This is a genomic window from Sphingobium sp. YR768, from assembly GCF_900111125.1.
In the GTDB taxonomy this organism is placed as follows: domain Bacteria; phylum Pseudomonadota; class Alphaproteobacteria; order Sphingomonadales; family Sphingomonadaceae; genus Sphingobium.
Map to the genome: position 1 here is coordinate 56,006 of NZ_FOGE01000012.1, position 23,370 is coordinate 79,375.

The 23,370-nt window shown below is 63.8% G+C and carries 20 protein-coding genes; 4 read left to right on the top strand and 16 right to left on the bottom strand.

What is annotated here, in order from left to right; all coding sequences use genetic code 11:
- Positions 1-5: 5 nt before the first annotated feature.
- Positions 6-500, bottom strand: coding sequence for a flavin reductase family protein (locus BMX92_RS14430; RefSeq protein ID WP_093017680.1), 495 nt, complete (start codon positions 498-500; stop codon positions 6-8).
- A 116-nt stretch (positions 501-616) separates the two neighbouring features.
- The gene (locus BMX92_RS14435) at positions 617-2,878 is read right to left on the bottom strand and encodes an NADP-dependent malic enzyme (RefSeq protein WP_093017682.1); all 2,262 of its coding nucleotides are present in this window, start codon (positions 2,876-2,878) and stop codon (positions 617-619) included.
- Positions 2,879-3,015: 137 nt separating this feature from the next.
- On the opposite strand from BMX92_RS14435, the gene mutS reads away from it, so the two are divergent.
- Together mutS and BMX92_RS14445 are read left to right on the top strand one after the other, a co-directional pair.
- Positions 3,016-5,664 carry a DNA mismatch repair protein MutS gene (mutS, locus tag BMX92_RS14440; RefSeq protein ID WP_093017684.1) on the top strand — a complete coding sequence of 883 codons (2,649 nt, stop codon included), beginning with the start codon at positions 3,016-3,018 and terminating at the stop codon, positions 5,662-5,664.
- 9 nt (positions 5,665-5,673) lie between these two features.
- Positions 5,674-8,436, top strand: a complete 2,763-nt coding sequence (locus BMX92_RS14445) for a [protein-PII] uridylyltransferase (protein ID WP_093017686.1) — start codon at positions 5,674-5,676, stop codon at positions 8,434-8,436.
- 40 nt (positions 8,437-8,476) lie between these two features.
- Here BMX92_RS14445 and BMX92_RS14450 read toward each other — a convergent pair whose 3' ends face one another.
- The 11 genes from BMX92_RS14450 to BMX92_RS14500 all read right to left on the bottom strand — a co-directional run bounded on the left by BMX92_RS14450 (position 8,477) and on the right by BMX92_RS14500 (position 19,378).
- The gene (locus tag BMX92_RS14450; RefSeq protein WP_093017688.1) at positions 8,477-9,037 is read right to left on the bottom strand and encodes a L,D-transpeptidase family protein; all 561 of its coding nucleotides are present in this window, start codon (positions 9,035-9,037) and stop codon (positions 8,477-8,479) included.
- Positions 9,034-10,095, bottom strand: a complete 1,062-nt coding sequence (gene ribA / locus BMX92_RS14455) for a GTP cyclohydrolase II (RefSeq protein ID WP_093017690.1) — start codon at positions 10,093-10,095, stop codon at positions 9,034-9,036. Before ribA ends, BMX92_RS14450 begins: the two co-directional genes overlap by 4 nt.
- Complete coding sequence (locus tag BMX92_RS14460; protein ID WP_093017692.1) at positions 10,095-10,892, bottom strand: exodeoxyribonuclease III; 798 nt, start codon at positions 10,890-10,892, stop codon at positions 10,095-10,097. The genes ribA and BMX92_RS14460 overlap by 1 nt, the downstream gene beginning before the upstream one ends.
- 261 nt (positions 10,893-11,153) lie before the next feature.
- Positions 11,154-11,792, bottom strand: coding sequence for a LolA family protein (locus tag BMX92_RS14465; RefSeq protein WP_093017875.1), 639 nt, complete (start codon positions 11,790-11,792; stop codon positions 11,154-11,156).
- Positions 11,793-12,195: 403 nt separating this feature from the next.
- Positions 12,196-14,514 (bottom strand): FtsK/SpoIIIE family DNA translocase, encoded by a 2,319-nt coding sequence (locus tag BMX92_RS14470; RefSeq protein ID WP_093017694.1) that lies wholly within the window; start codon positions 14,512-14,514, stop codon positions 12,196-12,198.
- A gap of 232 nt (positions 14,515-14,746) precedes the next feature.
- On the bottom strand, positions 14,747-15,244 hold the full coding sequence (locus BMX92_RS14475; protein WP_093017696.1) for a GNAT family N-acetyltransferase: 498 nt from the start codon (positions 15,242-15,244) through the stop codon (positions 14,747-14,749).
- Positions 15,241-16,152 carry a DMT family transporter gene (locus tag BMX92_RS14480; RefSeq protein WP_093017698.1) on the bottom strand — a complete coding sequence of 304 codons (912 nt, stop codon included), beginning with the start codon at positions 16,150-16,152 and terminating at the stop codon, positions 15,241-15,243. Before BMX92_RS14480 ends, BMX92_RS14475 begins: the two co-directional genes overlap by 4 nt.
- An 8-nt stretch (positions 16,153-16,160) precedes the next feature.
- On the bottom strand, positions 16,161-16,541 hold the full coding sequence (locus BMX92_RS14485; RefSeq protein WP_093017700.1) for a type II toxin-antitoxin system VapC family toxin: 381 nt from the start codon (positions 16,539-16,541) through the stop codon (positions 16,161-16,163).
- Positions 16,528-16,797: an AbrB/MazE/SpoVT family DNA-binding domain-containing protein gene (locus BMX92_RS14490; RefSeq protein WP_093017702.1), complete on the bottom strand. Its 270-nt coding sequence runs from the start codon at positions 16,795-16,797 to the stop codon at positions 16,528-16,530. The genes BMX92_RS14485 and BMX92_RS14490 overlap by 14 nt, the downstream gene beginning before the upstream one ends.
- A gap of 52 nt (positions 16,798-16,849) precedes the next feature.
- Positions 16,850-18,010, bottom strand: a complete 1,161-nt coding sequence (gene ispG, locus BMX92_RS14495) for a flavodoxin-dependent (E)-4-hydroxy-3-methylbut-2-enyl-diphosphate synthase (RefSeq protein WP_093017704.1) — start codon at positions 18,008-18,010, stop codon at positions 16,850-16,852.
- Between the two features lie 66 nt (positions 18,011-18,076).
- The gene (locus BMX92_RS14500; protein WP_093017706.1) at positions 18,077-19,378 is read right to left on the bottom strand and encodes an OmpP1/FadL family transporter; all 1,302 of its coding nucleotides are present in this window, start codon (positions 19,376-19,378) and stop codon (positions 18,077-18,079) included.
- A 93-nt stretch (positions 19,379-19,471) separates the two neighbouring features.
- On the opposite strand from BMX92_RS14500, the gene BMX92_RS27365 reads away from it, so the two are divergent.
- A complete protein-coding gene (locus tag BMX92_RS27365) occupies positions 19,472-19,639 on the top strand; it encodes a hypothetical protein (RefSeq protein WP_177185056.1) in 168 nt (55 codons plus the stop codon).
- A 172-nt stretch (positions 19,640-19,811) separates the two neighbouring features.
- Here the strand turns inward: BMX92_RS27365 and pgmG are convergent, their stop codons facing one another.
- The 3 genes from pgmG to BMX92_RS14515 are packed head-to-tail and all read right to left on the bottom strand — an operon-like array spanning position 19,812 to position 22,416.
- Positions 19,812-21,179 (bottom strand): phosphoglucomutase/phosphomannomutase PgmG, encoded by a 1,368-nt coding sequence (gene pgmG, locus BMX92_RS14505; protein WP_093017708.1) that lies wholly within the window; start codon positions 21,177-21,179, stop codon positions 19,812-19,814.
- Positions 21,176-21,610: a DnaJ domain-containing protein gene (locus BMX92_RS14510; RefSeq protein WP_093017710.1), complete on the bottom strand. Its 435-nt coding sequence runs from the start codon at positions 21,608-21,610 to the stop codon at positions 21,176-21,178. The genes pgmG and BMX92_RS14510 overlap by 4 nt, the downstream gene beginning before the upstream one ends.
- Positions 21,610-22,416, bottom strand: coding sequence for a division plane positioning ATPase MipZ (locus BMX92_RS14515; RefSeq protein ID WP_093017712.1), 807 nt, complete (start codon positions 22,414-22,416; stop codon positions 21,610-21,612). Before BMX92_RS14515 ends, BMX92_RS14510 begins: the two co-directional genes overlap by 1 nt.
- A gap of 107 nt (positions 22,417-22,523) precedes the next feature.
- On the opposite strand from BMX92_RS14515, the gene panC reads away from it, so the two are divergent.
- Positions 22,524-23,369, top strand: coding sequence for a pantoate--beta-alanine ligase (gene panC / locus BMX92_RS14520; RefSeq protein WP_093017877.1), 846 nt, complete (start codon positions 22,524-22,526; stop codon positions 23,367-23,369).
- Position 23,370 lies beyond the last annotated feature (1 nt).

Consider the following 23,370-nt stretch of genomic DNA (forward strand, 5'->3'; position numbering starts at 1 on the left):
TTCCGTCATCCCAGCAGGGAAAATTCGCCATAATTGCCCTGAAAGAAGAGCAAAGGCCGATCCGGCCGTTCCACTTCCAGCGCCACAACACGGCCCAGAACGATATGATGGTCGCCCGCTTCATGCACCGCATCCAGCGTGCAGTCGATCCAGGCGACGACATCGTCCAGGATCGGCGAACCATTGGCCGAAACGCGGTGGGACACGCCGGCGAACTTGTCCGGGCCGGGGCCGGCAATCTGGCGGCAGAGCGGCTGCTGGTCGCTGGCCAGCACGTTGACGCAGAATTTGCCCACCGCCTGTATCCGCGGCCAACTGCCCGAGCTTTTGGCCGGAAAGAAGGCCACCAAAGGCGGATCGAGCGAGACGGAGGTGAAGGAGCCGACGACCATGCCGACCGGTGCGCCGTCCGCCTCCACGGCGGTCACGACGCAAACGCCGGTCGGATAATGGCCCAGCACGCGCCGGAAGGTCGCGCTGTCGAAACTGGCCTCGGTCATGGCTGCTTGCTCCGGAAAATATTCATACCCCTTCCCCTGTCGCGCAGGGGGAAAGGGTTGCAAGTGAAAAAGCGCCCCGAACCCACGAGAAAAACTCAGGGATCGACGCGCCCGGATCAGAGGGCGACGCCGCCGGCCGCCAGCACGGCGAGAGTCAGGAGTTCGGATGCATTGGACGACATGGTCGCGATCTGCACCGATTTTTCCATGCCGACCAGCACCGGCCCGATCGTGGAGGTGCCACCCAGTTCGCGCAGCAGCTTGGCCGAGATATTGGCCGATTGCAGCCCCGGCATGACCAGGACATTGGCCGGTCCCGACAGACGGCTGAACGGATAATTTTTCATCACCGCCGGATTGAGCGCCGCGTCCGGCGTCATTTCGCCTTCATATTCGAAATCGACGTCGCGCTCGTCCAGCACCTTCACGGCATCGCGAACATTGTCGAGATAGGCGCCGGGCGGGTTGCCGAAGTTGGAATAAGAGAGGAAGGCGACGCGCGGATCATGGCCCATGCGGCGGGCGACGGCGACCGTGCCTTCCGCAATGTCCGCCAGTTCGACCGCCGAGGGGCGTTCGTGGACGGTGGTATCGGCCAGGAACACGGTCTTGTCCTTGGTCACCATGACATGGATGCCGAAAGGGGTGCGGCCGGCCGCCGGGTCCATCACCCGCTTCACTTCGCGCAGGGTCTGGCCATAGGGGCGGGTGACGCCGGTGATCATGGCATCGGCGACACCCATCTTGACCAGCAGCGATCCGAAGATGTTGCGATCGCGATTGACCATCCGCTCGCAATCGCGGCGCAGATAGCCCCGGCGCTGGAGGCGGGCATAAAGCTGGTCGACCATGTCGGGCACCAGCGGCGAATTGACGCTGTTATGCAGTTCGAAGCTTTCGGGATCGCGCACGCCCAGTTCCTTGAGCTTGTCGCGCACATAATCGCGGCCGACCAGCACCGGAATGCCATAGCCATGTTCGCGGAACTGGATCGCCGCGCGCAGCACCACTTCTTCCTCCGCCTCGGCAAAGACGACGCGCTTGGGATTGGCGCGGGCCACTTCATAGGCGGTGGTGAGGACAGTAGTGGTCGGGTTGAGCCGGGCCTTGAGGGACTGGCGATAGGCGTCCATGTCCTCGATCGGCTTTTGCGCGACGCCGGTTTCCATCGCCGCCTGGGCGACAGCGGCGGGCACCACTTCCATCAGACGCGGGTCGAAGGGCGCGGGGATGATATAGTCGGGGCCGAAGCTGTGCGAACGGCCATAGGCCTTGGCCACTTCTTCGGGCACCTGTTCGCGCGCCAGTTCGGCAATGGCGTGCGCGGCCGCCAACTTCATCGCTTCATTGATGCCGGTGGCCCGCACATCGAGTGCGCCGCGGAAGATGAAGGGGAAGCCCAGGACATTGTTGACCTGATTGGGGAAGTCCGACCGGCCGGTGGCGACGATCGCGTCAGGGCGGACGGCGTGCGCGTCGGGCGGCAGGATCTCCGGGTCGGGATTGGCCATGGCGAAGATGATCGGGTTGGCCGCCATCAACTTCACCATATCCTGCGACATGGCGCCCGCGACCGAGAGGCCCAGGAACACGTCGGCGCCCTTAACCGCTTCGGTCAGGGTGCGGGCGTCCGTCTTGACCGCATGGGCCGACTTCCACTGGTTCATGCCCTCGGTACGGCCCTGATAGATGACGCCCTTGCTGTCACACATGATGACATTGTCTTGCGGGACGCCCAGCGCCTTGATCAGTTCGGTGCAGCTGATGGAGGCAGCGCCCGCACCGTTCACCACCACCTTCATGTCCTTCATGTCACGGCCGGTGAGCAAGGCCGCGTTGATGACGCCCGCCGCTGCGATGATCGCGGTGCCATGCTGGTCGTCATGAAAGACCGGTATGTTCATCCGCTCTTTCAGCGTCTGTTCGATGATGAAGCATTCGGGCGCCTTGATATCTTCAAGGTTGATGCCGCCAAAGGTCGGCTCCATCAGTTCGACCGCGTCGATGAAGCGGTCGACATCCTCGGTCTTCAGCTCGATATCGATCGAATCGACGTCGGCGAAGCGCTTGAAGAGCACTGCCTTGCCCTCCATCACCGGCTTGGACGCGAGCGCACCGAGGTTGCCGAGCCCCAAGATCGCCGTACCGTTGGAGATGACCGCGACCAGATTGCCCTTGGCCGTATAGTCATAGGCGGTCGCCGGATCGGCGGCGATGGCGCGGACCGGAACGGCCACGCCGGGCGAGTAAGCGAGGCTCAGGTCGCGCTGGGTCGCCATCGGCTTCGACGCGATGATCTCGATCTTGCCGGGACGGCCGGTCGAGTGGAAGAACAGCGCCTCGCGCTCGGAAAATTCCACACTCGGTTTATCGGTCATCGGGACACCCATATATTGGAACAATAAGTCGGCCCTAGCGGCAAGATTATCTTGGGGGCAAGTGCGAGAAGCGCAATTATACTGCCCTTTTGCGAAGCTCTGGTTTCAACGGCGGGTTCGGGCTATCCGCTTGCCCCATGGCCAGTTCGACCGACACATCCACCCAACCGACCCCCATGATGGCGCAATATCTGGCGCTGAAGGCCGAGGCGCAGGACTGCCTGCTCTTCTACCGCATGGGCGACTTTTTCGAGCTGTTCTTCGATGACGCGAAAATGGCGGCGGCGACGCTGGATATCGCGCTGACCAGCCGGGGCGAACATGGTGGCGCGCCGATCCCGATGTGCGGTGTGCCGGTGCATAGCGCCGAGGGATATCTGGCTCGGTTGATCAAGGGCGGTCATCGCGTCGCCATCGCCGAACAGACCGAGACACCGGCGCAGGCCAAGGCGCGAGGGGGCAAGACATTGGTGGCGCGGGCCATCGTCCGCTATGTTACGGCCGGTACGCTGACCGAGGAAACCCTGCTCGACAGTCGGCGCGACAATATGCTGGTGGCGTTGGCGCAGGTCGGCGGAGACGGCGCGGGCGAGATCGGCATTGCGGCGGCAGATATTTCCACCGGCCGGTTCGAGACGATGACCTGCCCGATCGGCGACCTGCCCGCCGAACTGGCCCGCCTGCGGCCGAGCGAAACGGTGGTTGCCGAAAGTTCGTCCCTCGATCTGGCCGACTGCCATCCGTTCGATCGTGCCGCCTTTTCCAGCAGCCGCGCCGAAGAGGCGCTGAAACGGCTGTTCGCGGTGGCGACGCTGGACGGGTTCGGCCAGTTTGGGCGCGCCGAGTTGGCAGCGATGGGCGGCCTGATCGCCTATCTCGACCATGCCGGCAAGGGCAGCATGCCCTTCCTCGCCCCGCCGCTGCGCAAGACCAGCGGCGGCCATGTCGCGATCGATGCCGCGACGCGCGAGAGTCTGGAGATCGTGGCGACGACCGGCGGAACACGCGCGGGTAGCCTGCTGGGCGCGATCGACCGCACCGTAACAGGGGCGGGTGCGCGACTGCTGGGGCAGGATTTGTCGGCCCCGCTGATGGATCTGGCCATGATCGAGGCGCGGCTGGGGTTGGTGCAACTGTTCCATGACGATTCCATCCTGCGCGACCAGTTGCGCGGGGCTTTGCGGGCGCTGCCCGATATCGGCCGGGCGCTGGGGCGCGTGGCGGTGGGACGGGGCAGCCCGCGCGATCTGGGGCAGTTGCGTGATGGTCTGGGCGAAGCGCGGCTGCTGCGCGAGCGGCTGGGTCGGCTGGCCGATACGCCGCAACTGCTGCAACAATTGCTGCCCGCGCTCGACGGGCATGGCGCGCTGGTCGATGCTCTGTCGCGCGCGCTGGTCCCTGCGCCGCCGACCGAGACGGCCAGCGGTGGCTATATCGCCGACGGCTATGATCCTGCGCTGGACGAATTGCGCCGCATGGCGGGCGATGGCCGTCGCGCTATCGCCGCGCTGGAGGCCAAATATCGTGAGCAGACCAGCATAAGCGCGCTCAAGATTCGGCATAATGGCGTGCTGGGCTATCATGTCGAGGTGCCGGCCCGCGCCGCCGACACGCTGATGGCGCCCGATAGCGGCTTCACCCATCGCCAGACGCTGGCCGGCGTGGTGCGCTTCAATTCGATCGATCTGCATGAGGAAGCCGGGCGCGTGGCGCAGGCGGGCGCCCATGCGCTGGTGGCGGAAGCGGCGCATCTGGAGGAATTGATCGGCGCGGTGCTGGACCGCAAGGCCGACATTGCCCGCGCCGCCGACGCGCTGGCGCGGCTCGACGTCGCCGCCTCGCTCGCCGAACGGGCGGCGGAGGGCGGCTGGCAGCGGCCGCATTTCGTGGCGGATGACGGGGCGGGCCAGTGCCTCGACATCGTGGGCGGGCGGCATCCGGTGGTCGAGGATGCGCTGCGCAAGGAGGGCCAGCCCTTCGTCGCCAATGATTGCCGGTTGAACGAGGGCGACCGGCTATGGCTGGTCACTGGCCCGAACATGGGCGGTAAATCGACCTTCCTGCGGCAGAATGCGCTGATCGTCATCCTGGCGCAGGCGGGCGGCTATGTGCCCGCGCAATCGGCGACACTGACTCTGGTCGACCGGCTGTTCAGCCGGGTCGGCGCGTCCGACAATCTGGCCAAGGGGCGATCCACCTTCATGGTGGAGATGGTCGAGACGGCGGCGATCCTGGCGCAGGCGAGCGCGCGCAGCTTCGTCATCCTGGACGAAGTCGGGCGCGGCACATCCACCTATGACGGACTGGCGCTGGCCTGGGCGGTGGTGGAAGCGGTGCATGAGGTCAATCGCTGCCGCTGCCTGTTCGCCACCCATTATCATGAGTTGACGCGGCTGGCCGAGACGCTCTCGTCCCTGTCGCTGCACCATGTCCGCGCGCGGGAGTGGAAAGGCGACCTGATCCTGCTGCACGAACTGTCCGAGGGGCCGGCCGATCGCAGCTATGGTCTGGCTGTCGCCCGGCTGGCGGGCTTGCCGCCCGCCGTCCTGAAACGCGCCAAGGATGTGCTGTCGCGGCTGGAAGCGGGCAAGGCGAAGACCGGCGGGATCGCGGCGGGACTGGACGACCTGCCGCTGTTCGCGGCGGTGGCGGCGCAGGAAGAAGAGACGGTCGATCCGCTGCGCGCCGCGATCGATGCGATCGACGCGGACTCACTGTCCCCCCGTGAGGCACTGGATCATCTCTATCGCTTGAAACAACTGGCCGCCGACGCGCGGCATGACTAGATAGCGCCCATGGTCATGCAATTCCCCACTTTGGGATCGCGCCGCGCGATCATCGACCGCCGCGCGATTTCCGACACGATCCACGCGCTGGCGCAGGAGCATCGCGGCGATGCGATGCGGTTGCGGGCAGGAATCGTGAAGGAATTGAAGGCCGCGCTGGAGCAGGGCCGCACGGAAGTGGCACGACGGCTGGAGGCCAAGCCGACGCGCGGCCGGGAGTCGGTTACCGCCTTTGCCTTCCTGATCGACCAGATATTGCGCCTGCTCTACGACGCGACCACTCATCATCTCTACCCGGCCGGCAATCGCAGCACCGGCGAGCGGATCGTGCTGATTGCGGTAGGCGGCTATGGCCGGGGCGAAATGGCGCCGCACAGCGACGTCGACATCGGTTTCATCACTCCCTGGAAGCCGACCGGCTGGACCGAGCAGGTGATCGAATCCATGCTCTATTCGCTGTGGGATCTCGGCCTGAAGGTCGGCCATAGCAGCCGTTCGATCGACGAGACGATGCGGATGGCCAAGGCTGACCTGACCGTGCGCACCGCCTTGCTGGAAGCGCGCTATGTCTGGGGCGACCGGGCGCTGTACGAAGAGACGTCGGTCCGGTTCGACGCCGAGGTGATGCAGGGCAATGCCCGCGCCTTCGTGACCGAGAAGCTGGAAGAGCGCGACGAGCGCCACAAAAGGATGGGCGACAGCCGCTATGTCGTCGAACCCAATGTGAAGGAAGGCAAGGGCGGTCTGCGCGATCTGCACACTTTGTTCTGGATCGGCAAATATGTGAACCGGGTGCGATCGGTCGCCGAACTGGTCGATGTCGGCCTGCTGACCCAGGCCGAATTGCGCCAGTTCGAGAAGGCCGAGGATTTCCTGTGGGCGGTGCGATGCCATCTGCACACGATCACGGGCCGGGCCGAGGACCGGTTGACCTTCGATCTTCAGCTGGAAACGGCGACGCGAATGCACTTTACCGGCCGCGCCGGGCGATCGGGCGTCGAGCGCTTCATGCGCTATTATTTCCTGAATGCGAAGACGGTGGGCGATCTGACGGCGGTATTTCTGGCCCATCTGGACGACCAGATGGGGCCGAAGGGGCGGCGCTATATCCCGTCCATCTTCCGCCGGCCCAAGAAGCTGGACGGATTCGTGCTGGATCGCGGCCGGCTGTCGCTGCCGAGTGACGATTTTTTCCAGGCGGACCCGGTGCGGATGCTGGAAATATTTGCCGTGGCGGACAAGCATGGCCTGCAAATCCACCCCAGCGCCATGCGCGCCGCCAGTCGGGACGCAGGGCTGATCACAGCCAAGGTCCGCAAGGACCCGCGCGCCAACGCTGCCTTTCTGGAGGTGCTGACATCGCCACGCGACCCGGAGACGGTGTTGCGCTGGATGAACGAATCCACGGTGTTCGGCCGCTTCATTCCCGACTTCCGCCGGGTCGTCGCGCAGATGCAGTTCGACATGTATCATCACTACACCGTCGATGAGCATACGATCCGCGCGGTCGGCCTGCTTTCCCGCATAGAGAAGGGGGAATTGCCGACCGACCACCCCCTTGCCACCGACCTGATGGGCAAGATCCTGTCGCGCCGGGTGCTCTATGTCGCGGTGCTGCTGCACGACATAGCCAAGGGGCGCGGTGGCGACCACAGCCTGCTGGGCGCGGAAGTGGCGGAACATCTCTGCCCGCGGCTGGGCCTGACCCCGGCCGAGACGGAGACCGTCGCCTGGCTGGTGCGCTATCACCTGCTGATGTCGGCCACCGCCTTCAAACGCGATCTGGCGGACTATAAGACCATTCTCGATTTCGTCGATGTGGTGCAGAGTCCCGAGCGACTGCGCCTGCTGCTGTGCCTGACGGTAGTGGACATTCGCGCGGTCGGCCCGGGCGTGTGGAACAGCTGGAAGCGGCAGTTGCTGGGCGATCTCTATGATTCGGCCGAAGAAGTGCTGCGTCTGGGACATAAGCAGAAGGGCCGGGGCGAGCGCGTTATCGCCAAGCAGGAAGGGTTGCGCCGGGCTCTGGGCGTCGACGAGGCGACGTTCGAAGCGTTCAGCAAGCGACTGCCGGAATCCTACTGGATCGCCGAGCCTGAAGACATATTGTTTCACAATGCTCAGCATATATTGGCGGCGGGCGAATCCCCCCTGTCGATCGCGGCGCAATTTTATCCGCAGCGCGGCGCGACTCTCGTCACCGTCTATGCGGCGGACCATCCCGGCCTGTTCTATCGCATCGCCGGCGCCATCCATCTGGCCGGCGGCAACATCATCGACGCACGCATCCATACGACGCGCGATGGCGTGGCGATCGACAATTTCCTGGTGCAGGACCCGCTGGGCGGTGCCTTCCACAGCCCGGAACAACTGACCCGCATCCGCAACGCGATCGAGGATTCGTTGTCGAACCGGCATCGGCTGATCACCAAGCTGGCGGCACGTCCCCTACCCCGCACCCGCGCCGAAGCTTTCCGCATCGAACCCAATGTGCTGATCGACAACAAGGCGTCGAACCGCTTCACCGTGGTCGAGGTGAATGCGCGCGATCGGCCGGCGCTGCTGTTCAGCCTCGCCAATGCGCTGTTCCAGTCGAAGGTGACAGTGCATAGCGCCCATGTCGCGACCTATGGCGAGCGCGCGGTCGATACTTTCTACGTCACCGACCTGCTGGGCGGGAAGATCGAGAGCAGGGGCCGGTTGCAGACGCTGGAGCGGCGTTTGCTGGAAGCGGCAGGCGGTGAGGTGGGCGAAGCGCTGGAGATGGCGTGAGCAAAGTCGGTGCTCCTGCTTGCGCAGGAGCACGTTGCTTTTATCTGATCTCCATCGCGTCGTCGGGCGTGAGCAGGGGTAACAGGCACAGCATGTCTTCCCGCTCGATCGCGACGCAGCCCGCCGTGGGGCGGCCTTCGGACAGATGGAAGAAGATCGCACTGCCGTGCCCCTGCACCGGTGGTGCGTCATTATGGCCCAGCACGACGATGACATCATAGGCGTCGTCGCTACGGATCAAGCTTTCGGCGGAGAAGGTGCGCGGCAGGCGGACGGGGCGGTTATAGGCCGGGTCGGCGATATCGTCCGACCAGCCGTCGTTCGCGCGCACCCAGCGCCATGGCAGACGCAGACCGCTTGCCTCGACCTTGCCCCGCCGCAACAGCACCCCCCGGATCGGCCATGTGCCGATCGGCGTGCAGCCATCCCCTTCCCGCTTGTCCGCAGCCGCACAGACGCCGCCCCGGCCGATCGTGCAGGCCATAGTCAGATCGCCAAATGTCAGGCGGCCCGCGCCGCTATCGACGCGGACCAGAGTCCTGCCTTTCTTTTGCGTGATTTTCGAGCCGTCAGATGTTCCATCTGACTTAAAATCACTCATAGCTGGTGGCCAGTGCGGTCGCGCTTGGTGGCGAGATAGCGTTCATTATGGGGGTTGGTGGGCAGGATGATCGGCAGTCGCTCGCGCACCTTGATGCCGGCCGCTTCCAGCCCCGTCACCTTGTTGGGATTGTTGGTGAGAAGGCGCACCTGTCCGACACCCAGCAGGTCCAGCATTCGCGCGGCGACCGAGAAATCGCGCGCGTCGATCGCAAAACCAAGGCGGACATTGGCGTCGACCGTATCGAAGCCCTGGTCCTGCATCGCATAGGCCCGCAGCTTGTTGACGAGGCCAATGCCGCGCCCTTCCTGCCGCAAATATAGGAGGATGCCCCAGGGCGCGTCGGCAATGCGATGCAACGCCTCATGCAATTGCGGGCCGCAGTCGCATTTCAGGCTGCCCAGCACATCGCCGGTCAGGCATTCACTATGCAGGCGGATGACGGGGGGCGAGGAATCGCGCTGGCCCACGATCAGCGCGATATGTTCGCGCGGTTCGTCCGGGCTGCGGAAGGCGACGATTTCCGCGCTCTCGCTAGCGGACACTGGCAGGCGCGCACGGGTGGCGATGGCCAAGTGAATCGCGTCGTCATAGGCGGCGATATCTTCGGCGCTGAGCTCTACCTCGGCCGGACCATCGCCTTCCAGCAGGAAGTAAGCGGGGAGGATCCCGGCCAGCCGTGCCAGGCGGAGGGCCGCCTTGGCCGCCTGTGGCGCAGGCAGCGCGCGGGCGCGGAACGGCCCCTTGAGCGGCGAGGCGAGGTCGAGAACCGGGTCGGCGATGGCGGTGGCCGCGTCCGCATCTATCCATGGCGTGCGCTCGACCAGCACCGGCCATTCGGGATCGGCGGCGGCCAGTTGGTTGGCCAGCTTCAAGGTTTCGGCGCGGGCGGCGGAAATCAGGATGTCGGCCCGCCCGTCGGGATCGAAATCGGCCAGCGTCACGGCGTCCGCCCCCTCGATCGCCATCAGGCGGATCGCGCCGTCGGGCGCGGTCAGGCGGATCGCCCAGCCACGACGCAGCGCATCGATCGCGCGGGCAGCCTGCCGCCCGTGCATCAGAAGGCGAACTCGGTGATGATCGGGATATGGTCGGACGGCTTGACCCAGCTACGCGCCGGTTCGACCAGGCGGTGGCTGACCGCCTTGTCGGCGACGTCGTGCGTCATCCACATATGATCGAGGCGACGGCCGCGATCCGATTCCGCCCAGTCCTTCGCGCGATAGCTCCACCAAGTGTAAAGGCGGGCGGGCGCGGGGTGGAAATGACGGCCGATATCGACCCAGTCGTTCGACGCCTGCAACCGGGCGAGGATTTCGCATTCGATCGGCGTGTGGCTAACGACGTTCAGCAACTGCTTGTGGCTCCACACGTCGCTTTCCAGCGGCGCGATGTTGAAGTCGCCGGTTAGAATCGTCGGCTTCTTGTCGAGCGCGGACGACCATTGGATCATCCGTTCGATGAAATCGAGCTTCTGGCCGAATTTGGGGTTCACTTCCCGATCGGGAACGTCGCCACCAGCCGGAACATAGACATTCTCGATCCGCACGCCATTTTCGAGCCGAACGCCGACATGGCGCGCTTCGCCATTGGCCTGCCAGTCGAACCGGTCGTCCTCGTAAATCGGCACCTTGCTCATGATCGCGACGCCATGATGCATGCGCTGACCGTTCAGCACCTGATGCACATAGCCCAGCCGTTTGAACATTTCGGTGGGATAGATTTCGTTCACCACCTTGGTTTCCTGAAGGCAGAGAATGTCGGGCGCTTCCTGACGGAGCAGCTGTTCGACGATGTCGATGCGCGCGCGGACGGAGTTGATGTTCCAGGAGCAGATGGAAAGGGTGTCGGCCATGTTACGCCAACTAGGAGCGCACGCGCCGTTGCGCAAGCGGCAGGACAAGATGGCGGACAAAGTAAGACCCCCGCTCCGGGGGCGTGGAACGGGGGTCTCGATCGCGCCCTTGAAGCGCTTTGCGACGGAAGATGGGGACCGGGTAACAGGGGGGAAATCCCGGTTCTGCCTTCCGCCGTGAGTTACTGATTAGCGCCCCGGATATGAGCGGCAGATGAACGGAAAAGAAACTTTGTTCATCTGCCGCGCGGAGCGCTCGATTCAGCCGCCGGCCGAGCGCCCCTTGGGTCGCGGATCGGTCCAGCGGAAGGCGGAATCGGCGACCGGAACGCCATAGCGCTGGTTGGTCAGGCGCACCGCCGTCCGGTTATTCTGGGCGTCGAGCGCGACCCAGCCATATAGTTGCAGGCCCGCCGGGCTGGCCGCGTCCTTTTTGAAGATCATGGAGATGGTGCCATATTCGGGCCGCTTAGGATCGCGCACCTGCACGCTCAGGATCGACGGATCGCCGGTCTGCACCATCTTGCCATATCTGGACAATTTGGTGGGATCGAGCAGCGCGCCCAGCGGCGAGTTGCCGATCGGCCAGCGCTGCACCTGGCGCACTTCATAATCGATCATGGTCAGCGCCTTGCCATCGCCCACGATCAGCAGCGGTATACCCTTCTGATATTGGAATCGGACCTTGCCCGGCTGCTTGATCGTCAACTGGCCTGTCAGCGTCTGGCCGTTGCGGTCCGTCTGGCTGAAATCGGCGGTCAGGGTGGTGAGCGCCCGAAGGGCGGCATCGACCTTCGCAAGGTCGGACTGGTCCTGCTGCGCGACCGCGGAGCTGGTCGGGACGATCAGCGGCGCGGTAGCAGCAAGGGCAAGCGCGAGGGGCGCAATCATGCGCTTCATGGCATTCAACTCCGATTGTCTGGAAGAGGAGAGCTAGGCGATGCGGCTTGAACCCGTTGTGAACCCGCCTGTTCCGAAATAGCAAGCTTTGGCTATTGGGTAAGGTGATGGGGGAGAGCATCCATGCAAAGCCGGAAAGGCTCAATCCCCCATGCTCCCGCCTCGCCCTGCCGGTCTGACCGGCGGCACCGCTCCAATTATGTTATCGGCGCGGCAGCAGCAGGCGCACGCCTAGACAGTTTCGCGCATAAAAAAAAGGCCGATCTGACGACCGGCCCTTGAAAGTTTTTAGGAGAGGATGCCTGAAAGGCCTGCTCTCTATGTTCGAACCGGTTCATTCTCGCAAATGCGAAGGCCGAAAGAGCGATTGCGCGTCATGCAATCGTCACGCGTTTCCTGCCATTCAGAGCGGATTTCCATTCTCGTCGCGCAGCACTTCGCGGCGGCCGACATGGTTGGGCGGGCCGACCAGCCCTTCCTCTTCCATCCGTTCGATCAGGCGCGCGGCGCTGTTGTAGCCGACACGGAGCTGGCGTTGCAGCCAGCTGGTCGAGGCCTTCTGATTCTCGAAGACGAGCTGGCATGCCTTGCGGAACAGTTGGGCGTCCGGGCTGTCATCGCCAAGATCGACCCCGTCGAGCGCGAAGCTGCCTTCTTCCGGCTCCTCGGTGACGGCGGAGATATAATCGGGCTGGCCCTGCGCGCGCCAATGGTCGGCGACCACGCGGACTTCATCGTCGGAAACGAAGGGACCATGGACGCGGGTCAGCCCCTTGCCGCCATGCATGTAGAGCATGTCGCCCTTGCCCAGCAGCTGTTCGGCGCCCTGCTCGCCCAGGATGGTGCGGCTGTCGATCTTCGACGTCACGAAGAAGCTGATGCGGGTCGGCAGGTTCGCCTTGATGACGCCGGTGATGACGTCCACCGAAGGCCGCTGCGTCGCCAGGATCAGGTGGATGCCCGCCGCGCGAGCCTTCTGCGCCAGACGCTGGATCAGGAATTCGACTTCCTTGCCCGCCGTCATCATGAGGTCGGCCAGTTCGTCGACCACCACCACGATCTGCGGCAGCGGCTGGAAATCGAGCTGCTCCTCTTCATAGATGGGCTTGCCGGTGTCGGGGTCATAGCCGGTCTGGACCCGCCTACCGAGCGGCTTGCCCTTGGCCTTGGCTGCGCGGACCTTCTCATTATAATTGGCGAGGTTGCGGACGGAAATGGAGGCCATCATGCGATAGCGGTCCTCCATCTGCTCCACCGCCCATTTCAAGGCGCGGATCGCCTTGGCAGGCTCCGTCACGACCGGCGAGAGGAGGTGCGGAATGTCGTCATAGGTCGACAATTCCAGCATCTTGGGATCGATCATGATCAGGCGCAGCTGATCCGGCGTCATGCGGTAGAGCAGCGACAGGATCATCGCATTGAGGCCGACCGACTTGCCCGAACCGGTCGTACCGGCGATCAGCAAATGCGGCATCGGCGCCAGATCGGCGATGATCGGTTCGCCCGAGATATTCTTGCCCAGGATGATCGGCAGGGTCGCTTCCTGCATGAACTGTTCGCTGGTGATCAGTTCGCGGAAGGACACGCCCTCCCGGTTCGCATTGGGCAATTCGATGCCGATCACGGTGCGGCCGGGGATCGTCGCGACGCGCGCCGAGAGCGCCGACATGTTGCGGGCGATATCGTCCGCCAACGCGATCACGCGGCTCGCCTTGATGCCCGGCGCCGGTTCCAGTTCATACATGGTGACGACCGGGCCGGGGCGGACTTCGACGATATTCCCCTTCACATGGAAATCGTCGAGCACGGATTCGAGCAGGCGGGCGTTGCGCTCCAGCGCGGCCTTGTCGATCTTGCCACCCTGACTGGCGGGCACGGGATTGAGCAGGTCCGGCGAGGGCAGCGACGAATTGCCGAACAGATCGTCCTGACTGACCGGCGCCATCGATCGTTGCACCGGAGCGGGCTTGGGCGTCTGGATGGTGATCGGCGGCTTGGGTTCGTTCGACACCTGCTTGCGCGGGGCGATGACGCGCTCGACCGGCTCGTCATCGTCATCATCCGCCACGAGGCCACCGCCCGCAAAGGACAGGCTGGGGCGCGGCAGGCTGAGTTTCGGCAGCGAAGGCCGACGCAGCGCAATGATCGGCTTTTCCAGCGCCAGGCTGCGATAGCAGGTGAAGAGGCCGACGATCAGGCTGAGGACGATCAGCACACCCCTGATCCAGGGCGCGGCAGCGGGCGCCTGTGCTGTCAGACTGGCAATGCCCTTGGCCGTGACGAGGCCTATCACCCCACCCCAGCCGGCAGGCAGGCCGACCAGCGGTTCCATCTGGAACAGCGCGAGCGCGATTCCGATCAGGGCAATGCCGAACAGGCATTTGCCGAACTGCGCCTTCCACCCGGACATGTCCTGATCGCCCCACAGACGACGCGCGGTAATTCCCATCAGCGGCAGGATGAGGGCGACAGGTACGCCGAACAGCCAGAGCAGGAAGTCGGCGGCCCATGCCCCGGGCGCCTGCATGATATTGGCGACATGATCGCCCGCGACGGTGTTCATCGACGGATCGCTGGGGGCATAGCTGAGCAGCGCCAGCGCCAGGAACAGGGTCGCCAGCATGAGCGCGATCGCGCCAATCAGCGCGCCGCTGCGGATGAGGCTGCGCTTGAGCATTTCACGCCATTCCGGCGAGCGTTTCACGGTGCGGCCGACGGCCATATTATTCGATGTCCCCCAAATGTTCCGTTTCGGTACAATGCGCCGAGGGGGGAGTCGCCGTCAAGTGCGGGGCCTCTCGGCTTGTCCCGCCCCATCCGTAACAACCCGTATCGAGGCGGCGGGGACAGGCAGGATGGAAGGGGCGGGAAAGGAATCCGTCCCATGATCACAGCCCTCTATCCCACTCTGGTCGCGCTGGCGCTCGGCCTGTTTGCTGCGACCATGATTTTCGTCAGCGTCGAGGACCGGCTGAAGAACTGAGGGCCACCAGCGCCCCGCCATCGACCCGCTGCACCGTCCATTCGTCCATCGGCCGCGCGCCCAGCGCATGATAGAAGGCGATGGCGGGCGCGTTCCAGTCGAGCACCGACCATTCGAGCCGCGCGCAATCCCGCTCGATCGCCAGTTGAGCGAGACGGGCGAGCAGGGCCTTGCCCGCGCCAAGGCCGCGCGCCTCCGGCAGCACGAACAGATCTTCCAGATAGAGGCCTGGTCGTCCTTCGAAGGTCGAAAAATTATGGAAGAAGAGGGCAAAGCCGACCGCCACGCCATCATGCTGCGCGATCAGCACCTCGGCCATGGGGCGCGGGCCGAACAGATAGCGAGCCAGCGTGGCCGGGTCTGCCTTCACTTCATGGGACAGGCGTTCATAGTCGGCCAGCGCCAATATGAAGGCGCATATGGTGTCGATGTCGTCCGCCTGCGCTTCCCGAATGACGATATCGCTCATGCCGTGCCTGCCTCCACATGGGGGGCCTGATCGAAAACATCGGCCCGTTTGGTGCGCGCCGCGATAAGGCAGGCTGCGACGATCAGCAATGTCCCCGCGATCGTGGTCGGCGTTACCTTCTCCTCGAAAGCCAACCAGCCGATGATCGCCGCCCAGATGAAGGCGCTATACTCAACCGGGATCAGGCGCTGCGCCTCCGCCCGGGCATAGGCCCAGGCCAGCGCAGCCAGCGAGGTGAAGGCGAGGGTTGCAGCGAGCAGCACCAGAGGCACCGCTCCAGCCGGGGGAAGCATCGCCCAGAAAGGCGCGCCAAACCCAAAGACGCCCAGCATGACGAGATGCTGGAAGAAGGCGACCTCTATCGGGGAGGCACGCTGTGCCTGCTGGCGCTGGAGGATCAGATTCCAGGCGAACAGCACGGCCGATCCCAGTACTGCCAGCGCGCCAAGCAGGGCGTTGGCGTCATAATCGCCGCGCAACCGGCCGGACAGGATCACGCCGACGCCGACCAGCCCCAGCAGGGAGGCGCCGATCGCCTGTCGCCCGACCCTCTCCTTCAGCAGCAACGCCGCAAGATAGAGGGCGATCAACGGCGCGATGAAGGACAGCGCGATCGCTTCGGCCAGCGGCAACCGCATGATCGCCCAGAAGAAGAGCGACGCCATCGCCGCCACCACCGTCCCGCGCAGCAGATGGAGGCGCAGCACGGCGCGCGCGGGCCAGCGCTGGCGCGTCAGCAGCATCAGCGCGAGGCCGAGGATCGTGCCGGTGATGGCCCGCCACAGCAGGGCATTATAGAGGCCGATGGAGAGGCTGAGCCCCTTCATCGCCGCATCCATAATGGAAAAGAGCGCCACACCGGCGCAGCAGACGGCGAAGGGAATCGCGAGAGGACGAGCAGCAGACATGGACGAATTTATCGGACGAACCGAATATTGACGCCAATGTCGATGTCCGCCCACATCCTGTCTGCGGTCAGAACCGGCGCGTTCAAAATGCGGGCGAGAGCAAGACAAGCGCGATCGCCCAGTGATAATCCACGATGCTGAACCATTGGCCAGAGAGAAGCCGCATAACGCGCATGTTCTTCATCATGCGGGACAATATCGAGTTGCAGCCGGTCTATCAAAGCTTCCACCGTCGGTTGATCCAGCTCCAGACTATGTGTTTTCACCAACACTCCCTGAAGATTTACGGCAGACATGGCATATTGTTGGTCGGGCTCGTCCAGCCAAGCATCGCTGTCGGGTTCACCCCGCAAAATTCCGATGATAACGGACGAATCAACTATTATCATTAAGTTCGGCTTCTTCGCGAGCGGCTTCCAAACGCCGTTCGGCGATGAAGTCGTCCACCGTGAATTCACGGCCTTTCAACATCCGCTTAAATTCGGCCTGAACCTCGCGCACCACCTGCCGATAGCTTTTAACAGTGAAACCATCGCCGTCATTTTCCAGCACAAGCCGCTCGCCGTCCTTGAAACCCAGTTGTTCGCGCAAAGCAGCCGGGATGATCATCGCGCCATCAGGCGTCATGTTCACGCTGTAGGACACGGCACTTCCTCCTCGGTAGATATGTAGCATGATCTGCCGGTAGGGAACAATCTTACTCCGCCGCTTCCACCTTGCCTGCATCGATGGATTCCGCTTCCAGATTGGCGGCTTCGATCTCCGCTGCCTTGGACTCGACCAGCTTCACGATGTGATCGACCATATTATCGTCCTGGATCACATGGTCGGTGACGCCCGACAGATAGACCATGTGCTTGCCATTGCCGCCGCCGGTGAGGCCGATATCGGTTTCGCGGGCTTCGCCCGGACCGTTGACGACGCAGCCCAGCACCGACAGCGAGAGCGGGGTGTTGATATGCTGGAGCCGTTCCTCCAGCGCCTGCACCGTGCGAATGACGTCGAAGCCCTGTCGCGCGCAACTGGGGCAGGAGATGACCTTGACGCCGCGGGTGCGGATGCCGAGCGATTTCAGAATCTCATAGCCGACCCGCACTTCTTCTTCCGGTTCGGCGGACAGGGAGACGCGGATCGTGTCGCCGATCCCGGCCCAGAGAAGATTGCCGATGCCGATCGCGCTCTTGACCGTGCCGCCGATCAGGCCGCCGGCCTCGGTGATGCCAAGATGCAGCGGGCAATCGACCGCTTCGGCCAGTTGCATATAGGCAGCGACGGCGAGGAAGACATCGCTGGCCTTCACCGCGACCTTATATTCGTGGAAATCCTGATCCTGGAGCAGCTTGATATGGTCGAGTGCGGACTCCACCAGCGCTTCGGGGCAAGGCTCGCCATATTTTTCGAGCAGATCCTTTTCGAGGCTGCCGGCATTGACGCCGATGCGGATCGAGCAGCCATTGGCCTTGGCCGCGTCGACCACTTCCTTCACGCGCTTTTCCGAACCGATATTACCCGGATTGATGCGCAGACAGGCGGCACCGGCGTCGGCCGCTTCCAGCGCGCGCTTATAGTGGAAATGGATGTCGGCGACGATCGGCACGCGCACCGCGCGGACGATCTGCTTCAATGCCGCCGAGGATTCCTCGTCCGGGCAGGAGACGCGGATGATATCGACGCCAGCATCCTCACAACGGCGGATCTGGTCGATCGTCGCCTTGACGTCATGCGTCAGCGTGTTGGTCATGGTCTGGACCGTGACCGGCGCGCCGCCCCCTACGGGCACATTGCCGACCATGATCTGGCGGCTCTGGCGGCGGGCAATATCGCGCCATGGACGCAGGCCGGGATTATGATCGGACATGAAAAGGGGCTCCGTAAGCTACGGAGCCCCTATAGGGATTTTTGATGGCCGTTAGAAGCGCCGGCTTCAGAAACGCACGGTCATCGATGCGGCGACCTGATCGGCATTGCCGCTGGTCTGCGCCAGCGTCGTTGCGGTGACGGTGGCCGGCGCGGGATAATAGCTGTCCGGACGGATGATGTTCGCCTTCTCCACGAAGGTATGGGCGTAGCTGACATTGAGCGCCGCCGCCGGCGAGATGTTGAAGGTCGCGCCGCCGGTCAGCCAGACGCGGTCGCCATCGGGAACGCGCGTGGTCAGATGCTGCGGATTGGTGGGGGAACGATCGAACATGGTGCCGGCGCGCAGGGTCAGTGCGGGGCTGACATCATATTCGCCGCCGACGCTGACCGAGTAGCTGTCCTTATAATCCAGTTCCTTATTGGTCGTGCCGGTGGCCGACGTGACGGCAATGCCCTTGAAGCGCGACCAGTTATACCATTTGCCCGTCACCATGGCGCGCAGATTGGGCGTCAGCTTGTGCATCATGCTGATCGTGGCGATATCCGGCAGGTTGAGCGGCGCGGTCGCATCGAAATCGCCATTGGCGCCAGCCAGCAGGCCGGTCAGGCCCGAAATGCTCTGCGTACCGGCCAGCTTGTGGCTGACGCCGAAGCGATAATGGGCGCCGAAATTGGTGTCGCCGGTGGTGTAGAAGATACCGGCATTCCAGCCGATCGACCAGTCGTCGCCCTTCAGGCTGGCAAAGCCGTCGGTGCTGGCGAGCGGCGAAAGCTGCGGCAGCGCGTTGGTCAGCGTCGCCTTCACATATTGGACGTCCACGCCGCCGCCGATCGACAGGCGATCGGTCAGCTTATAGGCGGCCGAAGGCTGAATATTATAGGTTTTGAGGTCGGTGTAGAGCGAGTCATAGCGACCGAAGAAATCATCATCATATTCCAGCTTCAGGCCGAAGGGTGCGTTGACGCCCAGGCCGACCCACAGCCGGTCGGTCACCTGCGCTGTTGCATAGAAGCTGGGGACGGGGATGACGCTTTCGAACGGATTGCCACCGTCGCTGCCGCTGATCGGCACGCGGGCGGTCGATCCGGGGATAGACCGATAGCTGCCCCGATTGGTCTGATGCGCCGTCGCCAGCAGCGCCGAGGCACCGGCGGAAATCTGCACCCCCTGCAACTGGGTCATCGCGGCCGGGTTGAAATAGATGGTCGAGGGATCGTCACCCGCCGCAGCGCCGCCAGACAAGGCGCGACCGATTTCCACCGGAGATTGTTCCTGAAGATAGAAGCCGCCCGCAAAGGCTGGCATCGGTGCTGTCACGGCCCCGGCGACCAGAAGAAAGCGGTTGATATGGCGGCTGGGGAACATGGCAAATCCTCTACTATTTGGCGACTCTTCTCATGCCGATTGGCGCCGCTTCAACGCGCAAATCCAGCTTATGAGCCACTTGGCTTAGCAAGGATGAAGTTAATTTCCAGTGTGGCGGCGACGGAAAAGGCCGCATTTGCAGCCGCCGCGATGGTTAGCGCCGCGTGGACGCTACGGCGGACACACGATGGACCGGGCGAAAAAAAGCAAAAAAAAGCCGCCCAGAAGGACGGCTATGAAGTTTTAGGAGAGGATGCCTGAAAGGCCTGTTCCTTTTGCGGTGCAGCGACAATTGTCGCAAATGCGAAACATGGAGGGTCGATTGCGTTTTATGCAATCGTTTGGAAATTCCTTAATTTCCGTAAGGGAAAGTTGCGGAAAGAAACGATAGCGATACCAGAATTTTTTCCGTGCAGGCGTGAATCGAAAGGATTCAGGTCCTTGTGATGCCCGAATCGGCGAGTTGCGAATCAATCTGGGCCAGCAGGCGTGACAAGCCTGATTCGTCCGCTGCTTCGGCGCGAGCGACCAGGGCCGCCTGCGTATTGGACGCGCGGAGCAGCCACCAGCCGTCCGGGGTGCGGACGCGGGCGCCATCGATCGCGCGCAGGTCGGCGCCTTCTGCGCGCAGGCGGGCCAGCACCTCTTCAACAACGGCAAATTTGCGCGCTTCTGGGACAGGAAAGCGCAGTTCCGGGGTGATCAGGCTGACCGGCAGCGAGTCGTGAAGCTGGGTGATGCTTTGTCCGGTCGCACCTAAGAGACGGATCAGGCGGACGGCGGCGTACAGCGCGTCATCATAGCCGGGATAATCGTCCGCGAAGAAGAGATGGCCGGTCGTTTCGCCGCCGAGCGGGCTGCCGATCTGCTTCATTCTGGACTTGATATGGCTGTGGCCGGTCTTCCACATGTCGGGCTGGCCACCCAGCGATGCGATACGGTCGAACACGGTCTGGCTGGCCTTCACATCGGCGACGATCAGCGCGTTCGGGTGGTTTTTCAGAACGTCCCCGGCGAAGAGTCCCAGCAACTGGTCGCCCGATATGGCCCGGCCGCAGCTGTCGATCACACCGATCCGGTCGCCATCGCCATCGAAAGCCACCCCGAAATCGAGTTGCTTGTCGCGGACAAGGGCGCGCAGGTCGGCCAGATTCTTCTCTTCGGAAGGATCAGGATGATGGTTGGGAAAATGACCGTCTATATCGGTGAAGAGCAGATGATGCTCACCCGGGAGCAATTGAACCAGTCTCTCTACCACCGGACCGGCCGCGCCATTGCCCGCGTCCCAGCCGATGCGACAGGCCGGACCATCAAAGCCCTGCATCAGCCGCGCGACATAGCCATCCATGATATCGACCGTTTCGACCCGGCCCGTGCCGGATTCCCAGTCGCCTGCCGCCGCCATGGCGCCCAGAGTCTGGATATCGGGGCCGAAAAAGGGCGCATGATCCTTCACCAGCTTGAAGCCGTTCTGGTCGCCGGGATTATGGCTGCCGGTTATCTGAATGCCGCCATCCACATCGCCCGTCATCTCGGCATGATATAGCATCGGCGTAGGGCCAAGGCCGATGCGCAGCACGTCGATCCCGGTTGCGACCAGCCCGTCGACCAGCGCTGTTTCCAGCATCGGTGAACTCAGCCGCCCGTCATAGCCGACCGCGATGCGCCGGCCGCCGGACCGGGCGATGACCGTGCCGAAACTGCGGCCCAGCGCCCAGGCATCGACGGCGTGCAGCGTGTCGCCCACCGTGCCGCGCAGATCATAGTCGCGCAGCAGAGTCGGGTCGAACCTATGGGTCACTGACGGTCCTGATCGTCCAGCAGCAGGTCGCGCGCGGCGTTGATCTGGGCGGCGAGCGCTTCGGTGCCGCCCTTGTCCGGGTGGACCGAGGCGATCAGGCGACGATGGGCCGCGCGGATCGCCGCGGCATCGGCATTAGGCGCGACGCCGAGCAAGGCGCGGGCCTGGGCCACATCATCGTTGCGGGGTGGCGCAGGTGGCGGAGCGGCCCGTTTGGCGGCCTTCGTCCTGGCATTGCCCTGCTTGGCGAAGAAGAGCGCCGCGCCGATCAGCAGGGGCGCGCCGATCACCGGCTTGCCCTTGGCCGCCAGCACCGCGCCGACCAGCGCCGCACCCAGCGCCATGCCATCCTTTGCCGTCATGCGTTGCAGCCTTCCTGTCCAGATCAGCCAGATGGCAAGGCCAGCCAGCAGCAGAGTGAGCCCGCCCATCAGGCGGCGCCGAGCAGGTCCAGCGACACCGCGCCATCATCCGTGGGCAGAGCGAGGCCGGACACCATTTCGCGCAATTCCTGCCGCGCGGCGATATGGCTGACGCCCAGTTCGCCCAGATGCCCCTTGTCGAGCAGGGTAAGGCCCGAGGGGAAGAGTTCGCGGAAGATGACGCGCTCCGACAGGCCCGGAATGACGCGGAATCCGACGCGGCGCGACAATTCCATCAGCGCGTCGCCCACCCGCTTCTTGTTGCGGGCGTCATGATGCTGGACGCGGTTGCGCAGCACCACCCAGTCGATCGTGACGCCGTCGACCTTCGCCCGCGTCTTGCGCGCGTCGAAGATGAGTTCGGAATAGAAGGACAGGCGGCGGACCTTGAAGGTTTCCGGATCGACCTGACCGATAAGGTCGAAATCGACGAAACTGTCGTTCATCGGCGTGACCAGCGTATTGGCGTGCGGCGCCAGATGGCGGGCATAGATATCGTCGCGGCCGGGCGTGTCCACGACAAGGAAATCCTTGCCCTGCGCCAGGTTGATGACCTGATCGTCCAGCGCATCGATGCTGTCGCCGGTGAACACATCGAAATCGGGCATGGGCAGGTCGATAGCGCGGCGGCGCGCGGTTTCCTGACGATTTTCCATATAGCGGGTCACGGTGCGCTGGCGCGGATCGAGATCGATCATGCCCACGCTGTGGCCCAGTGCGCTCAGGGCAATGGCGGTGTGAACCGCCGTGGTCGACTTGCCGGTCCCGCCCTTTTCATTGGCGAAAACGATAAGATGCGGCTGCGGATTCGCCATTGCCCCTGATAACCCCGTTGATTGTCGCAATGTTTGTTGACGGTCGCGCCGGCAGCAGCCTAGCAGGACATCGCTATCCTGTTGCCCTTATCGGAGCCGTTCCATCCGTGCAAACGCTGCGTGACCTGCCCGCCCTTCGCTCTGCCGTCCAGATGCTGAAAAGCGACGGAAAGCCGCTGGTTCTGGTGCCCACCATGGGCGCCCTGCATGACGGGCATATGGCATTGGTGGAGGAAGCGCGACGGCATGGGCGCCATGTCGTGGTGTCGATCTTCGTCAATCCGCGCCAGTTCGGCCCGAACGAGGATCTGGCCGCCTATCCGCGGCGGGAGGCCAAGGATGCGCAGATGCTTCAGACGGCCGGGGTCGACATATTATGGGCGCCGACGGTCGAGATCATGTATCCGGCCGGTTATGCCACCAATATCAGCGTGACGGGGATCAGCGACGGGCTGGATGGCGCAGCGCGACCGGGCCATTTTGACGGGGTGGCGACTGTCGTCACCAAGCTGTTCAACCAGGTGCAGCCCGATATCGCGATTTTCGGGCAGAAGGATTATCAGCAGCTCGCAGTGATCCGCCGCTTCGTGGCGGACCTGAACCTTCCGATCGAGATTGTCGGCCTGCCGACCCAGCGGGCCGAGGATGGCCTCGCCCTCTCCTCCCGCAATGCCTATCTGAGCGACGAAGAGCGCAAGGCGGCGCTGGCCCTGCCCCGCGCGCTGGGGGAGGCGAAGCGGCAGATCGAGAAGGGCGAGCCGGTCGCGGGTACGCTGGCGCAGGCGATCGCCTCGCTGGCGGCCCATGGTTTCGGGCCGATCGATTATGTGTCGCTGTGTGACGCCGCGACGCTGGAGCCGATGGCGGTGCTGGATCGCCCGGCCCGGCTGCTGGGCGCGGCAAAGCTGGGCACGACCCGGCTGATCGACAATATCGCGATCGATCCGGTCTGAA